Source organism: Arthrobacter sp. AG258 (assembly GCF_004364695.1).
In the GTDB taxonomy this organism is placed as follows: Bacteria; Actinomycetota; Actinomycetes; order Actinomycetales; family Micrococcaceae; genus Arthrobacter.
This window is the reverse complement of the sequence record NZ_SOBI01000004.1, coordinates 256,122-271,442: the sequence shown is the minus strand read 5'-3', so window position 1 is coordinate 271,442 and position 15,321 is coordinate 256,122. Positions and strand designations below refer to the sequence as shown.

The 15,321-nt window shown below is 66.7% G+C and carries 11 protein-coding genes; 9 read left to right on the top strand and 2 right to left on the bottom strand.

The window, feature by feature from the left end:
• Positions 1-49: 49 nt before the first annotated feature.
• The 8 genes from DFO47_RS10455 to holA all read left to right on the top strand — a co-directional run bounded on the left by DFO47_RS10455 (position 50) and on the right by holA (position 12,193).
• On the top strand, positions 50-1,876 hold the full coding sequence (locus DFO47_RS10455) for a glycerol-3-phosphate dehydrogenase/oxidase (RefSeq protein ID WP_208294392.1): 1,827 nt from the start codon (positions 50-52) through the stop codon (positions 1,874-1,876).
• A gap of 89 nt (positions 1,877-1,965) precedes the next feature.
• Entirely contained in the window at positions 1,966-2,715 is a 750-nt protein-coding gene (locus tag DFO47_RS10450; RefSeq protein WP_026264481.1) for an MIP/aquaporin family protein, read from the top strand.
• Positions 2,716-2,755: 40 nt separating this feature from the next.
• Complete coding sequence (gene glpK, locus DFO47_RS10445) at positions 2,756-4,270, top strand: glycerol kinase GlpK (protein ID WP_109044557.1); 1,515 nt, start codon at positions 2,756-2,758, stop codon at positions 4,268-4,270.
• Positions 4,271-4,625: 355 nt separating this feature from the next.
• Positions 4,626-7,148 carry a leucine--tRNA ligase gene (leuS, locus tag DFO47_RS10440; protein ID WP_133831585.1) on the top strand — a complete coding sequence of 841 codons (2,523 nt, stop codon included), beginning with the start codon at positions 4,626-4,628 and terminating at the stop codon, positions 7,146-7,148.
• An 86-nt stretch (positions 7,149-7,234) separates the two neighbouring features.
• Complete coding sequence (locus tag DFO47_RS10435; RefSeq protein WP_133831584.1) at positions 7,235-8,224, top strand: DegV family protein; 990 nt, start codon at positions 7,235-7,237, stop codon at positions 8,222-8,224.
• Between the two features lie 48 nt (positions 8,225-8,272).
• Positions 8,273-9,175: a helix-hairpin-helix domain-containing protein gene (locus tag DFO47_RS10430; RefSeq protein WP_243835431.1), complete on the top strand. Its 903-nt coding sequence runs from the start codon at positions 8,273-8,275 to the stop codon at positions 9,173-9,175.
• A gap of 538 nt (positions 9,176-9,713) precedes the next feature.
• Positions 9,714-11,243, top strand: a complete 1,530-nt coding sequence (locus DFO47_RS10425; protein ID WP_133831583.1) for a ComEC/Rec2 family competence protein — start codon at positions 9,714-9,716, stop codon at positions 11,241-11,243.
• Positions 11,177-12,193 (top strand): DNA polymerase III subunit delta, encoded by a 1,017-nt coding sequence (gene holA / locus DFO47_RS10420; protein ID WP_133831582.1) that lies wholly within the window; start codon positions 11,177-11,179, stop codon positions 12,191-12,193. The genes DFO47_RS10425 and holA overlap by 67 nt, the downstream gene beginning before the upstream one ends.
• A 166-nt stretch (positions 12,194-12,359) precedes the next feature.
• Here the strand turns inward: holA and rpsT are convergent, their stop codons facing one another.
• Positions 12,360-12,620, bottom strand: a complete 261-nt coding sequence (gene rpsT, locus DFO47_RS10415; protein WP_018761400.1) for a 30S ribosomal protein S20 — start codon at positions 12,618-12,620, stop codon at positions 12,360-12,362.
• A 169-nt stretch (positions 12,621-12,789) separates the two neighbouring features.
• Positions 12,790-13,281 carry a type II toxin-antitoxin system PemK/MazF family toxin gene (locus tag DFO47_RS10410; protein WP_018761399.1) on the bottom strand — a complete coding sequence of 164 codons (492 nt, stop codon included), beginning with the start codon at positions 13,279-13,281 and terminating at the stop codon, positions 12,790-12,792.
• Positions 13,282-13,459: 178 nt separating this feature from the next.
• Here DFO47_RS10410 and lepA point away from each other — a divergent pair, with 178 nt between their 5' ends.
• Entirely contained in the window at positions 13,460-15,316 is a 1,857-nt protein-coding gene (gene lepA / locus DFO47_RS10405; protein ID WP_026264477.1) for a translation elongation factor 4, read from the top strand.
• Positions 15,317-15,321 lie beyond the last annotated feature (5 nt).

The following is a 15,321-nucleotide window of genomic DNA, read 5'->3' as shown; positions in this document are numbered from 1 at the left end:
GCACGCCACGGTGGCAGCCGCATCACTCAAAGCCCCAAGGGAGTTTGTTTTGGGACCCAAGGAACCAACTGTCCAACTGTCTGCCGGCGCGCCCCGGGCCGGAGCCGAACGCTCATCGGTACACAGCCTCCGGCGCAGGCCGCACGCCAAAGTACTCGTGGTGGGCGGCGGCATTAACGGGGTAGGTACGTTCCGCGACCTGGCTTTGCAGGGCGTCGACGTCGCGCTCGTGGAACGCGGAGATTACTGCCAAGGGGCCAGCGGCGCATCCTCGCACATGATCCACGGCGGGATCCGCTACCTCGAAAACGGCGAGTTCCGCCTGGTGCGCGAATCCGTGGTGGAACGCAACCGGCTGCTGAAGATCGCGCCGCATTACGTCAAGCCGCTGCAGACCACCATTCCCATCTTCAGCACGTTTTCGGGCATCCTGTCCGCGCCTATGCGCTTCCTGACCCACAAGCAGCAGGGCAAGCCGAAGGAGCGCGGTGCGTTCCTTATCAAAGTCGGGCTGAGCCTCTACGACTCGTTCTCCCGCGACGGCGGCACCGTGCCGCGGCACCAGTTCCGCACGCACAAGGCCGCCCTCAAGGAGTTGCCCGCCCTCCGTCCGGACGTCAAATACACTGCCACCTACTTTGATGCCTCCGTGCACAACCCGGAGCGGCTCACCCTCGACGTCCTGCAGGACGGCGTGAAGGCCGGCCGCCCCGCGGGGACGGAGCAGGCCCACAACGAACAGGGCAACACGGCGCGTGCCAGCAACTACCTGTCCCTGCAGTCCATGTCTCCGGCACCCAACCCCGGGACCGGGCGGGGCAGCACCGTCCGGCTCCGTGACGAACTCACCGGCGAGGAGTTCGATTTCACGGCGGACGTCATCGTAAACACCACCGGCGCGTGGGTGGACCTCACCAACGGAGCCATGGGTGCCGCGTCATCCTTCATGGGCGGCACCAAGGGCTCGCACATCGTGCTTGACCACCCGGGCCTCCTTGCCGCGTGCCGGGGCCGCGAAATCTTCTTTGAGCACACTGACGGCCGGATCGTCCTGATCTACCCGATGGGTGACCGGGTCCTGGTGGGTACCACCGACGTCGACGCCGACATGTCCGAGGACGCCGTCTGCACCGACGACGAGATTGCGTATTTCTTCGACCTGATCGGGCACGTTTTCCCCTCGATCGACGTGACACCTGAACACATCGTGTATACGTTCTCCGGGGTCCGTCCCCTGCCACGCCATGACGCCACCCAGCCTGGCTTCGTCTCCCGCGACTACCGCATCGAACGCCGCACCTCCGGACAGGACGCGGGCTCCGCCGTCGTCCTGAGCCTGGTAGGCGGCAAGTGGACAACGTTCCGCGCCCTCGCAGAGCACCTCGCCAACGACGTCCTCGCTGAACTCGGCATGCAGCGCAAGGTTTCAACCGCGCAGCTGCCCATCGGCGGCGGTGCCGGATTCCCCGCTGACGACAACGGCGTCCAGCAGTGGATCAAGGCGCACATGTCGGCCGGCCGGGACGCGGACCGCACGGCGGGCCTGCTGACCCGCTACGGAACGCGGGCCGAAGACGTGATCGGGTACCTCGACGCCGCCCCTGACCAGGCGCTGCGTTCCACCCGTGAGCTCAGCGTCCGGGAACTGGAATACATGGCGGCACACGAACAGGTGGGCCATCTGGTGGATGTCCTGATCCGGCGCACCTCCCTGGCCTTCCGGGGACTCGTCACCGGCGAGCTGCTCAACGAGCTCGCCGAGGTGCTCTCCGGACCGCTCAATTGGGACGCTGCGACGCGGACCGCAGAGATCAAGCACGCCCAGGACGTGCTGCAGCGTTTCCACCGGGTGGAAACGCACAGCCTGGTCTCCTGAGGCCGGGCGGGGCCGGGGGAGCGAGTCACCCCGGCCCAACGGCCCTCCACCCGCGGAGGGCCGACAACTAAAAACAGAAGGAGTCAAAGATGTCTCTAGGAATAGTTTTCCTCTCCGAAGTCTTTGGTACCGGCATGCTGACCCTCTTGGGTTGCGGCGTCGTTGCCAACGTGGCTTTGCGGGGAACAAAAGGCAACAACGGCGGGTTCCTCATGGTCACATGGGGGTGGGGAATAGCCGTCTTCGCGGGTGTCTTCGTTGCCGCCAAGTCGGGCGCGCACCTGAATCCCGCCGTCACGCTCGGCCTGTTGCTTAACGGCAAAGCCGAGTACGCTCCGGGAGTCACCGTGGATTTCGCCTCCACCCTGACCTACTTTGGCGGCGAAATGCTGGGCGCGTTCCTCGGCGCCGTGGTCTGCTGGCTGGCATACAAGCAGCACTTCGACGACGAACCTGAGCCCGCCGGCAAGCTCGGCGTGTTTTCCACCGGGCCGGCCATCCGGTCCACGCCCTGGAACGTCATTACCGAGGTCATTGGCACCTTCGTGCTGGTGCTGGTCATCCTGACCCTCGGCGGAACCCCCTCCGGGCTCGGCCCGCTCGCCGTTGCCCTGCTCGTGGTAGGCATCGGTGTTTCCCTCGGCGGCCCGACGGGCTACGCCATCAACCCCGCGAGGGACCTTGGACCCCGCATCGCCCACGCATTGCTTCCCATTAAGGGCAAGGGCTCCAGCGACTGGGCTTACTCCTGGGTGCCCGTCGTCGGACCCTTGATCGGCGGCGCACTCGGTGGCCTCGTGGCCCGCGTTGTCCCCATCATCGTCACAGCAGCATCCTGAACCCACCCGACAGATCAACAAACCGGACAAGGACGTCATCATGAACCAGTACGTAATCGCTATCGATCAGGGCACCACCAGCACCCGCGCCATCATCTTCGATCACAGCGGCGCCATTGTCTCCTCCGGCCAGATGGAACACGAACAGATCTTTCCGCAAGCCGGCTGGGTGGAGCACGACGCCACGGAAATCTGGAACAACACCCGTGAGGTCATCGGCTCCGCGCTTTCCAAGGCGAACCTGACTCGGCACGATATTGCCGCCGTCGGCATCACCAACCAGCGCGAAACCGCCGTGGTGTGGGACAAGACCACTGGCAAGCCGGTCTACAACGCCATCGTGTGGCAGGACACCCGGACCCAGGACATCGTCGATGAACTGTCCAAGGACGGCGGCGGAGACCGGTTCAAGCAAAAAGTGGGGCTCCCGCTGGCAACCTACTTCTCCGGGACCAAGATCAAATGGATCCTGGACAACGTCGACGGCGCCCGCGAAAAGGCAGAGGCCGGGGACCTGGTGTTCGGCAACACCGACGCCTGGGTCCTGTGGAACCTGACAGGCGGCGTGGACGGCGGCGTTCACGTCACCGATGTCACCAACGCGTCCCGCACGCTGTTCATGGACCTTGACACCCTCCAGTGGGATGACGAAATCCTTGGCATCTTCGGCGTGCCGCGCAGCATGATGCCGGAAATCAAGTCCTCCTCCGAGGTCTACGGCGAGGTCCACGGATCCCAGCTGCTCCGCGAGACACCGGTAGCAGGGATCCTGGGCGACCAGCAGGCGGCAACCTTCGGGCAGGCAGCCTTCGACACCGGCGAAGCCAAGAACACCTACGGCACCGGCTGCTTCCTGATCTTCAACACCGGCGAGGAGATCGTCCACTCCAAGAACGGGCTTCTCACCACCGTTGGCTATAAGCTCGGCGACGCCAAGCCGCACTACGCCCTCGAAGGATCCATCGCCGTCACGGGTTCCCTCATCCAGTGGCTGCGGGACAACCTGGGCATGATCAGCAGCGCGCCGGAGGTGGAGACCCTGGCCGCGGCCGTAAAGGACAACGGCGGCGTGTACATCGTCCCCGCGTTTTCCGGTCTCTTCGCTCCCTACTGGCGCTCGGATGCACGTGGCGCGATCGTCGGCCTGACCCGCTTCGTCAACAAGAACCACATCGCCCGGGCTGCCCTGGAAGCCACCGCGTTCCAGACCCGCGAAGTGCTCGACGCCGTCAACGCGGACTCCGGCGTGCCGCTGAGCGAGCTGAAGGTCGACGGCGGCATGGTCGCCAACGATGCCCTCATGCAGTTCCAGGCGGACATCCTGGGCGTTCCGGTGATCCGGCCCAAGGTCGTGGAAACCACGGCGTTGGGCGCCGCCTACGCGGCCGGCCTCGCCGTCGGCTTCTGGAAGGACCTGGGCGAACTGTCCGCCAACTGGTCCGAGGACAAGCGGTGGGAGCCGCAAATGGACAAGGCGGAGCAGGAGCGCCAGCTGCGCCTCTGGAAGAAGGCCGTGACCAAGTCCATGGACTGGGTTGACGAGGACGTGAAGTAGGCCGACGAGCCGATGCCTTCACTGTTGAGGGGGCCCCGCCCGCTTCGCGGACGCCCGAAGCCGCTCCCGGGCCCCCTCAACAGTTCGGCATTTCCGGGCCGGCCGATTCAGCCGCTCGTGGCGACTTACATAACGCTGGCAAGCCGTGCGCTAAAGTGGTGGTATGCGTGCGATCCTCCTTCTTAGCTAGCCGCCCGGCATCCCGGCCAGACTCCCGGATTGCCGAGCGGCAGCCCCTCCGTGTGAGGGGCTTTTGTGTGTCCGGGACGAAGTGCGGGCCCGGAGCAGGGGACCGAAGGATCAGGCGCGACCCGTCCTGATCGGACAAGATCGAAAAGAATAGAAGAGGCCAGCAGTGGGCGTTCAGCCGGAGACAGAGACCGGAACAGCAACAGTATCGGCAGGGCCCGAAGAGGGCACCTACAGTTTCACCGCCATGGAGGCCAAATGGCCCCAGGTGTGGGAGGACCTCAAGGTCTTCACCCCGGTGGACGACGGGTCCCGGGAACGCCGCTACGTGCTTGACATGTTCCCGTACCCCTCGGGCGACCTGCACATGGGTCACGCCGAAGCGTTCGCCATGGGCGATGTGGTGGCCCGCTACCTCCGCCAAAAGGGCTACGACGTCCTGCACCCGATCGGGTGGGACTCGTTCGGCCTGCCCGCGGAAAACGCAGCCATCAAGCGCAACGCCCACCCCAGTGAGTGGACGTACGCCAACATCGACACCCAGGCAGCCTCATTCAAGCGGTACGCGATCTCCGCCGACTGGTCGCGCCGCCTGCATACGTCCGACCCCGAGTATTACCGCTGGACGCAGTGGCTGTTCAAGCGCTTCTACGAGCGCGGCCTGGCCTACCGCAAGGACTCGCCGGTTAACTGGTGCCCCAAGGACCAGACCGTGCTGGCCAACGAACAGGTGGTCAACGGTGCCTGCGAGCGCTGCGGCACCACCGTCACCAAGAAGTCCCTGAACCAGTGGTACTTCAAGATCACCGACTACGCCGACCGGCTGCTGGACGACATGGACGAGCTCCGCGGGCACTGGCCCGAGCGCGTGCTGGCCATGCAGAAGAACTGGATCGGCCGGTCCGAGGGCGCCCACGTCACCTTCGTGGTGGAGGCCGACGGCGGCAAGCCCGCCAAGGACGTCACGGTCTTCACCACCCGTCCGGACACGCTGTACGGGGCAACGTTCTTCGTGGTGGCCGCTGACGCGCCGCTCGCCGTCGAACTCGTCACCGACGAACACGCCGCCGCCCTGGAGGACTACCGGGAGAAGGTCAAGGCCCTCTCGGAAATAGAACGGCAGTCAACGGAACGGGAGAAAACCGGTGTCTTCACCGGCCGGTACGCCATCAACCCGCTGAACGGGGAGAAACTCCCGGTCTGGGCCGCCGACTACGTCCTGGCCGACTACGGCACCGGCGCGATCATGGCCGTGCCCGCCCACGACCAGCGCGACCTGGACTTCGCCAAGACCTTTAACCTGCCTGTCCGGGCGGTCCTGGACACCGGCGAGGAGGATCCGGCCGTGTCCGGCACGGCGACTGCCGGCGAGGGCACCCTGATCAATTCCGGGGCCCTGGACGGGCTGCCCAAGGCCGAGGCCATCCCGGCCGCAATCAAGATCCTCGAAGAGCAGGGCACCGGCGAGAAGTTCGTCAACTTCCGGCTCCGCGACTGGCTGCTGAGCCGCCAGCGGTTCTGGGGCACCCCGATCCCCATCATCCACTGCCCGTCCTGCGGGGAAGTGCCCGTTCCGGACGAGCAGCTGCCGGTGACTCTGCCGTCCGACCTCCGTGGCGAGGACCTGTCGCCGAAGGGCACGTCCCCGCTGGCGGCCGCCGAAGCGTGGGTCAATGTCGAGTGCCCCTCCTGCCACGGCCCGGCAAAGCGCGACACGGACACCATGGACACTTTCGTGGACTCGTCCTGGTACTTCCTGCGCTTCGTCTCGCCCCAGTTCACCGAGGGCCCCTTCGACCCGCAGAAGATCAACGACTGGATGCCTGTTGGCCAGTACGTCGGCGGCGTGGAGCACGCCATCCTGCACCTGTTGTATGCCCGGTTCTTCACCAAGGTCATCCACGACCTGGGCATGATCGACGCCGACGAACCGTTCAGTGCCCTCCTCAACCAGGGGCAGGTGCTCAACGGCGGCAAGGCCATGAGCAAGTCCTTGGGCAACGGCGTGGACCTCGGTGAACAGCTGGACAAGTACGGTGTGGACGCCGTCCGCCTGACCATGGTGTTCGCCTCCCCGCCCGAGGACGATGTGGACTGGGCCGACGTGTCGCCGTCGGGTTCGGCCAAGTTCCTGGCCCGCGCCTGGCGCCTCGCACAGGATGTTGCCAGCGACCCAGGGGTGGACGCCGCAGCCGGTGACCGTACCCTGCGCTCGGTAACGCACCGCACCATCGCCGACGCCGCCGAACTGCTGGATGCCAACAAGTTCAACGTGGTGGTGGCCAAGCTGATGGAACTGGTCAACGCCACCCGCAAGACCATCGATTCCGGGGCCGGCGCCGCGGACCCGGCCGTCCGGGAGGCCGCAGAGGCTGTAGCCGTGATCCTCAGCCTGTTCGCACCGTACACGGCCGAGGACATGTGGAACCTGCTGGGCCACCCGGTATCGGTGGCCAATGCGGGCTGGCCGGCACACGATCCCGCCCTCCTGGTCCAGGACACGGTCACCGCCGTTGTCCAGGTGCAGGGCAAGGTGCGCGACCGCCTGGAGGTGTCCCCGGACGTTTCCGAGGACCAATTGCGTGAGCTGGCCCTGGCCTCCGAAAATGTCCAGCGTGCCCTCGACGGCCGCGGCATCCGGACTGTGATTGTCCGTGCGCCTAAGCTGGTCAACATCGTTCCGGCCTGACCGCTGCACCCGCAGTATCCACCGGCCGTCGGATATTTTCCGGCGGCCGGTGCCGCCTGAGCCGGACACCGTATCCAGGAGGCCCCTTGCCTGACAGTAACGCCGCCGCCTGGCCATGGGTACGGTCCCGGCTCTCGGCGCTCAGGCCCTCTGCCCGTCCCGGGACCACGCGGCAGGGCCCCGGCGCCGCGGTCCGCACCGCCGTCGTCACAGACTCTGCAGCCGCCCTGCCGGCCAGCTATCTGGCGGGGCTTCCGCACGACGGAATCCTCACCGTAGTGCCGATGCCCGTCATGGTGGGCGCGGAGATCTATGGCGAAGGCGAAGACGACATCCTGGAAACCATCGCCGTGGCCCTCGCTTCGGGAACCGCCGTCAAAACGTCCCGGCCTTCACCCGGGCAGTTCGAGCAGGCGTACCGCGCGGCCCAACAGCGCGACTTCGAGGCGGTGGTGTCAGTCCACATCTCCGGTGAACTCTCCGGTACGGCGGACGCCGCAAGGCTCGCTGCGGCACGGGTTGGAATCCCGGTCGAGGTGGTGGACACGGAAACTGTCGGCATGGCCCAGGGAATGGCCGTCCAAGCTGCAGTCGCAGCCGCGGCAGCCGGTGCAGGCTGCGCCGACGTCGCCGCGGCCGCCCACGCCCAGGCAACCCGGACCAGGGTCTACTTCTACGTTCCCAGCCTGGAACAGCTGCGCCGCGGCGGCCGGATCGGCGCCGCAGCGTCGCTGGTGGGCACCATGCTCGCCATCAAACCCATCCTGGCGGTCGACGGCGGCAGGATCGTTCCGCTGGAACGCGTGCGTTCCGCCGCGCGAGCCGTGGCCCGGCTGGAAGAGATCGTTGCGGCAGAAGCGGTGCCCCGCCCGGGAGAAACCGTGCGCCTGGCCGTACACCACTTTGGAAACCAGGCGGAAGCGGACGGCCTGGCCGCCAGGCTGGCAGCGACTTTGCCCGACTGCCCTCCTGCCCAGATCAGCGCCCTGCCCGCTGTCCTTGCGGCCCACGCCGGGCTCGGAGTGCTTGCCGTCATCGTCGGCAGGGGAACCGGCGGCGCCAGCCTTTCCACATAGGAGCCTCGCTCCCTGTCGACCGGTGGCAGGGCTCCCTAGGGTGGAGCTATGTCACGCCGGGATGCTGGAGCAGCAGGTCAGCAGGCGCGGCATGCGAGGGACCGGCTCCAGTCCACGCTGGGCGGGGGACGCCCGGGCCTCCTGCTGGACGGTCCGGGCCCGGGTGGCTTTGAGTACCATGGCCCGGGACAACCGGACGAGGCCGGCATGGGAACCGCCGCGGATGGCAGGAAAGATGCGGGCCTGCGCCTCCGGTGGCGGATGGGACTGCGCGTTGCCGCGCTGCTCACCGCGCTGGCGTTGGCTGCCGGAGCCTGGTTCTGGTGGCAGGCGGGAGCCGGCGCCCCCGAAATCCTGCCACTGGGCGGCACAGGCATTTCCGGCGGTAGCCATGCGTCCTCCAAGGACCCGGTTGCCGGTGCAGCAGAGGGCCGCCCGGACTCGCCAGCGGATTCCGGCCAGGCCCAGGGGGAGCCCGTGTCCGGCGGCGGCCAGGTGGTGGTGCATGTGACCGGGGCCGTGGGCAGCCCCGGGGTCATCCGTTTGCGGCAGGGCAGCCGCGTTGACGACGCCATTGTTGCAGCGGGCGGTCCTGCAGCCGATGCTGACGTGGACCGGCTGAATCTCGCACTTGTCCTGGAAGATGGACAGAAGATCCAGGTCCCGAAGGTGGGGGAGCCGCTTCCGTCCGTCCAAGGGACAGGAAGCGCTGGTGGCCCGGACACCGCCGGTCCGGTTGCCGGATCAGGCCAGCCCGGCGGGAAGATCAACCTCAACACCGCAAGTGTGGCGGAACTGGACACCCTTCCCAAGGTCGGCCCCGTGCTCGCGCAGCGGATCGTCGACTGGCGAAAAGACCATGGCCCCTTCAAGAGTGTTGAGGAACTGGACGCGGTGGATGGCGTCGGGCCCAAGATGCTTGAGTCCCTGCTGCCCCTGGTGACGGTCTGAGATGGCGCCGCGTGGTGGTGACACCGGGCCTGGATTGCCTGAGCAGGACCGCCATGCCCGGGGCCCGCAGCAGAACTCATGGAGCAAATTCGTGGAGTCAGCGGTCCGGGGAGAAGCACCCGGGCGGCCAGGGAACGGGCAGGGTCCGGTGCCCTCAAGAACCGCGGGACACTCACGAACGGTTCCGCTTGGTTCACGTCAACGCCGGCTCCTCCAGGGCTGCCTGATATGGTGCGCCGGCTTTGTGCGCAAGCACGCGGCGGAAGCGCCGGACGCCCCGGCAGCGGCGGATTCTGCTGTTACTGCGCCCCGGCGCCGCACCGATCTCCGTCTCGCCCTTCCGGCAGCACTGGTGTGGGGAGGCGCCGTGGCCGGGATCTGGTTGCCGCCTCCGTCCCTGGGATTGCTGTGCGCCGTCTTGGCGGCCGTTGCGGCAGCGTTCATTTCCGGCGCCGCCAGAGGCAGCCGCAGGGGAACACGTGAACCCGTCCAAGGGCCGCGGGCCACACCAAGCCGGAAGGCCCGGGCCAGGAGTTTCATGGCTGCTGTCGGGGTCTCCCTGATGCTTGCCGCTGCCGCTGCCGCGCAGTCGGCGGCGGGCTCAGCACAGCGCTTCGACGGACCCCTGGCAGAGGCGATCGCAGCAGGCAGGTCGGTCGTCGCCATCGTGGAGGTCGCCGGAAGTCCACGGGCGGTGACGGGACCAGGGGGAGCGGCGGAACGGTGGTCGGTGCCGGTGGTGACCCAGGAAGTCTCGACCGGCGGGGCGCGAATTCGCACGCATGCCCCGCTGGTTGTCATGGGCGGACAGGACTGGGGCTCGTTGGTCCCGGGACAAACGGTGCGTGCGGCCGGTACGTTGCGGCCGGCCGAACCGGGACGCACGGAAGCGGGAAGCCTCGCGGCCTCCACTGCGCCTGCGGCGACAACGGCCGGTCCAGTCCTGCAGGAGGCTGCACGGGAGCTTCGGGACCGGTTCGTGTCGGCCGCGTCCTTCCTGGAGCCGGACGCCCGCGGTCTCCTGCCGGGAATGGTCACCGGAGACACCAGCGCCCTGGACCAGGGATTGGGGAACGCCATGAAAGCGGTGGGCATGACACACCTGACCGCGGTGAGCGGGGCAAACTGCAGCCTGGTGCTGGGGGCTTTGCTGGTGTTGTGCCGGCGGTTCCGGTTGCCCCGTGCGCCCGCTGCGGGAGTGGCCCTTGCCGGGTTGGCGCTGTTCGTGGTCCTTGTGGGTCCGGATGCCAGCGTCCTGCGTGCGGCCCTGATGGGAGCCATCGGGGTTGCAAGCCTCGCCGGGGGACGCTCGGGACGTGGGCTGAGCTTCCTCTGCCTGGCCGTCATCGGTCTCCTGCTGTCAGATCCAGCACTTGGCACCAGTTTCGGCTTTCTTCTATCAGTGCTGGCTACGCTGGGCATCATCCTCCTGGGCCGGCCGATCATCGACTGGATTCCCGTGGTGGTGCCGAGGTGGCTGGCCGCTTCGGTAGCCGTCCCGCTGTCCGCCCAGCTGCTGTGCGGGCCCGTCATCGTCCTGTTGCAGCCACAGTTCGCCACATATGCCCTGCCGGCCAACGTGGTGGCCGCGCCCCTGGTTGCGCCTGTGACCCTGCTGGGGACCGCCGCAGTGCCCCTGGTGTCCCTCATTCCTTGCGCCGCCACGGTCCTGATTGCCGTGGCGGGGGCCTTCAGTTCAGGGGTGGCCGCCACCGCGAGGTTCGCGGCGCAGCTGCCCGGCTCCGCTTTGCCATGGCCGGAAGGGGTACCCGGCCTGCTCTCCATGCTGCTGCTGTCAGTCCTCACGTTCGCCGTGGTGTGGGCGGCTGCCCGGCCACGGCACCTCATCCGTCGGATCCAGGAGGCGCACACGGGGACTGAAGCGTTGATCGAACTGCTCGAGATCCGGATGCATCGGGTCCGCGCTGCGGGCAGCTTGGAGCCCGGGCGCGGACATGGCAGGCTGGGATACTGCACTAAAACCTCCGGAAGGGACCTTCGATGGCCGCTGCGCAAAAGCGTGAAACCCGCTCTCCGGCGTCGAACGCTGCCTCCTGGCGGGACGTGACCCCGGCGCAGATCGTGCTGGTCACCGGGCCGGAGGAATACCTTGGCATCCGGGCCATGGACAGGGTCCGGGCGCAAGTCCGGGCTGCGGCGCCGGACGTGGAACTCAGCCGCATCAACGCCGCCGGTTATGAGCCGGGGGCCCTGACCATGCAGGTCAGCCCCTCGCTGTTCGGCGAGAGCAAACTCATTGAAGTCGAATCTGTGGAAGCCATGAACGAAGCCTTCCTGGCCGACGCGCTGGCTTACGTGCAGCACCCCGAGCCGGATGCCGTCGTCGTGCTTCGACACGCCGGCGGCGCCCGCGGAAAAAAGCTGCTCGACGCCGTCAAGAAGGGCGGCTGGCCCGTCGTTGACTGCCAGCCCTTGAAGAAGGACGCTGACAAAATCTCTTTCGTCACCTCGGAATTCAAGGCGGCGGGACGCCGAATCAACCAGGACGCCGTCCAGGCGCTGGTGAACGCCGTGGGTGCAGACCTGTCCGAACTCGCTGCCGCCTGCAGCCAGCTGATCGCTGACGCCACCACTACCGTCACGTCCGAGACTGTGGACCGGTACTACGGAGGGCGCATCGAAGCCACGGCCTTCAAGGTGGCGGACGCCGCCATGGCGGGAAACGCGCCGCTGGCGCTGTCCACCCTCCGCCACGCCCTCGCCACGGGCGCGGATCCGGTACCCCTTGTTGCCGCCCTCGCCGCAAAGCTGCGGACGGTGGCGCGGGTGGCCGGCGCATCAGGATCGTCCGTCCAGATTGCGGCGGAACTCGGAATGCAGCCTTGGCTGGTTGAACAGGCCCAGCGGGACGTCCGCCGCTGGACCCCCGAGGGCCTGGTGCGCTCCATCCAGGCCACGGCAGAGGCTGATGCCCAAGTGAAGGGCCTGTCACGGGATCCGGTTTACGCCGTAGAACATGCCGTGACGGTGATCGCCATGTCGGTCCAGGGCAGGTAACGCCGGCAGACGCGACTGCCGGCGAGGCGCCCGGGGCATCCTGCTGCCGGCGTCCAGGGTCGGCTGCGTACCACTGTGCCCGCTGCCTGGCAGGCCGCCGCTTAAACGCGTGTGGCCGGCACCTTCCGGTACCGGCCACACCATCAGTTCGCGGGAACTGGAAACCTTAGAGTGCGTTGACCTTCTTGGAGATCGCCGACTTGCGGTTCGCTGCGTTGTTCTTGTGCAGAACACCCTTGCTGACAGCCTTGTCCAGCTTACGGCTGGCAGAAACGAGCGCAGTAGTAGCAGCTTCCTTGTCAGCGGACTCAACGGCGGTGTTGACGGCGCGGATGGCCGTCTTCAGCTCAGACTTGACTGCGTTGTTGCGCAGGCGTGCCTTCTCGTTGGTCAGGATGCGCTTCTTCTGGGACTTGATATTCGCCACGTGTGAACTCTCTTTGTAATGCGGAAATGGTCTAGAGGGCTTTCCGGCTGGCCTTGACTGAGCGGCGTGGGGATACCTATGGCGGCCAACCATCAGTGACCGTCGACCTGCACGGACACACAGCAATAAAGAATAGCAGGTCAGGGACGGGACTGGCCATTTCCGGTGCCTATGTCCAACCGTGCCGCCGGCGCAGCCCGGAGGCAACTTTCTCAAAACGCGCCTTGTCCAGGACGGCGCCCTCCCGCCGAACGCTGTCCGGCCTGATCTGCAGGACCCGGTCCAGCCGGACCTCGCTGGCCCTGCCCTGCTTGTCCCAGGCGCCGGAGCCCAGGTCCACGTAGAGGTCGGAGGCCGTACCCGGCGCCACCCGGTCCCTGCTGGTCATCATCAGTCCGAGGAGATATGTCCCATGATGTCCCACCAGCAGCACGGGGCGGTCCTTGCCCCTGCTGTGGTCCTCCTCGTAAGGGACCCAGGTCCACACCACCTCACCGGGGTCCGGATCGCCGTCGGGCCGGGGTGCATACCGCACGGCAGACCGGCCGGTGAAGTCACCCGGATAGGCGGACTTGGGAGCACCCTCGACGGGGCCTCGCAACTGCAGCATGCGCAGGCCGCGGCGGACGGCGTTAGCCACGGAGCGGAGGTCGATAGCCATGCTGAAACCCTATCGCCCTGCGCGGCCGGCGGAACGCCCCCACTGTGGCGCGGCAGGATGCGGTGCCGCGGCCCGGGACGTGGGACACTGGGAGTTCAAGATCTGCGGCCATACCGCCCGGCACCTTCGGGGTTGCCTGCCGGCTGGCTGCGAACAATGCCAACAGTAAGGACCCTGCGTGTCTCCCATGGCCCGCACCGCACCGGTGCCCGCCGCGACAGATCCGGCCATTATTCGGAACTTTTGCATCATCGCGCATATTGACCACGGCAAGTCCACGCTGGCTGACCGGATGCTGCAGTCCACCGGGGTTGTCCAGGCGCGCGACATGAAGGCCCAGTACCTGGACCGGATGGACATCGAGCGTGAGCGGGGCATCACCATCAAGTCCCAGGCCGTGCGCATGCCATGGGAAGTGGACGGGGTCAGCTACGCACTGAACATGATCGATACGCCCGGCCACGTGGACTTCACCTATGAGGTCTCCAGATCGCTGGCCGCCTGCGAGGGGGCAATCCTCCTGGTGGACGCAGCGCAGGGTATCGAGGCGCAGACACTGGCAAATCTGTACCTGGCCATGGAGAACAACCTCACCATCATCCCGGTGCTGAACAAGATCGACCTTCCGGCAGCGCAGCCGGAGAAATACGCAGCCGAACTCGCCAACCTCATCGGCGGCGATCCGGAGGACGTCCTGCGCGTGTCCGGCAAGACCGGCGTCGGTGTGGAGGCGCTCTTGGACAAGATTGTCCGCGACCTCCCCGCCCCGACGGGCGACCCGGATGCACCGGCCCGTGCCATGATCTTCGATTCCGTCTATGACACCTACCGTGGCGTCGTCACCTACGTCCGCGTCGTGGACGGCATGCTCCACCCCCGTGAGCGCATCCAGATGATGTCCACCAGGGCATCGCACGAGCTGCTGGAAATCGGGGTCAGCTCCCCGGAACCCACGCCGTCAAAGGGCCTCGGCGTCGGTGAAGTGGGTTACCTCATCACCGGCGTTAAGGACGTGCGCCAGTCCAAGGTGGGCGACACCGTCACCAACCTGGCCAAGCCGGCCGCAAAGTCACTGCCCGGCTACGCCGACGCCAAGCCCATGGTGTTCTCCGGCCTGTATCCGCTGGACGGGGCCGACTATCCGGTACTCCGCGACGCCCTTGAGAAACTCATGCTCAACGACGCAGCCCTGGTGTACGAACCGGAAACCTCCGCAGCCCTTGGTTTCGGTTTCCGTGTCGGATTCCTCGGCCTGCTCCACCTTGAGATCACCCGCGAACGCCTGGAACGCGAATACAACCTGGCACTCATCTCCACCGCACCGAACGTTGAGTACGAGGTCACCCTGGAGGACAAGAAGGTGGTCCAGGTGACCAACCCCAGCGAGTACCCCACAGGCAAGGTAGCGGAGGTGCGCGAACCCATGGTGTCCGCCACCATCCTGGCCCCCAACGAGTTCGTCGGCGCCATCATGGAACTCTGCCAGGCCCGCCGCGGCGTGCTGGGCGGGATGGACTACCTGTCCGAGGACCGGGTGGAGATCAGGTACCGCCTCCCGCTGGCCGAGATCGTGTTCGACTTCTTCGACATCCTGAAGTCCAAGACCCGCGGCTACGGGTCCCTGGACTGGAAGGCCGACGGTGACCAGGCAGCCGACCTGGTCAAGGTCGACATCATGCTCCAGGGCGAACAGGTGGACGCGTTCAGTGCCATCACGCACAGGGACAAGGCGTACGCGTACGGCGTGATGATGACCGGCAAGCTGCGCGAACTCATCCCGCGGCAGCAGTTCGAGGTGCCCATCCAGGCGGCCATCGGCTCCAGGATCATCGCCCGTGAAAGCATCCGCGCCATCCGCAAGGACGTCCTGGCCAAGTGCTACGGCGGCGACATCTCCCGTAAGCGCAAGCTGCTGGAAAAGCAAAAAGAAGGCAAGAAGCGCATGAAGATGGTGGGCACGGTGGAAGTTCCGCAGGAAGCGTTCATCGCCGCCCTCACCACTGACGATTCAAAGGACAAGGCCAAGAAGAAGTGACCACC

Bases quoted from the DNA above. Each gene is read 5' to 3' on its own strand.
- glpK (WP_109044557.1), top strand. From the start codon at position 2,756: ATGAACCAGTACGTAATCGCTATCGATCAGGGCACCACCAGCACCCGC.
- DFO47_RS10410 (WP_018761399.1), bottom strand. From the start codon at position 13,281: ATGGCTATCGACCTCCGCTCCGTGGCTAACGCCGTCCGCCGCGGCCTG.
- holA (WP_133831582.1), top strand. From the start codon at position 11,177: ATGGCCGCTGCGCAAAAGCGTGAAACCCGCTCTCCGGCGTCGAACGCT.
- DFO47_RS10425 (WP_133831583.1), top strand. From the start codon at position 9,714: ATGGCTGCTGTCGGGGTCTCCCTGATGCTTGCCGCTGCCGCTGCCGCG.
- DFO47_RS10450 (WP_026264481.1), top strand. From the start codon at position 1,966: ATGTCTCTAGGAATAGTTTTCCTCTCCGAAGTCTTTGGTACCGGCATG.
- DFO47_RS10430 (WP_243835431.1), top strand. From the start codon at position 8,273: ATGTCACGCCGGGATGCTGGAGCAGCAGGTCAGCAGGCGCGGCATGCG.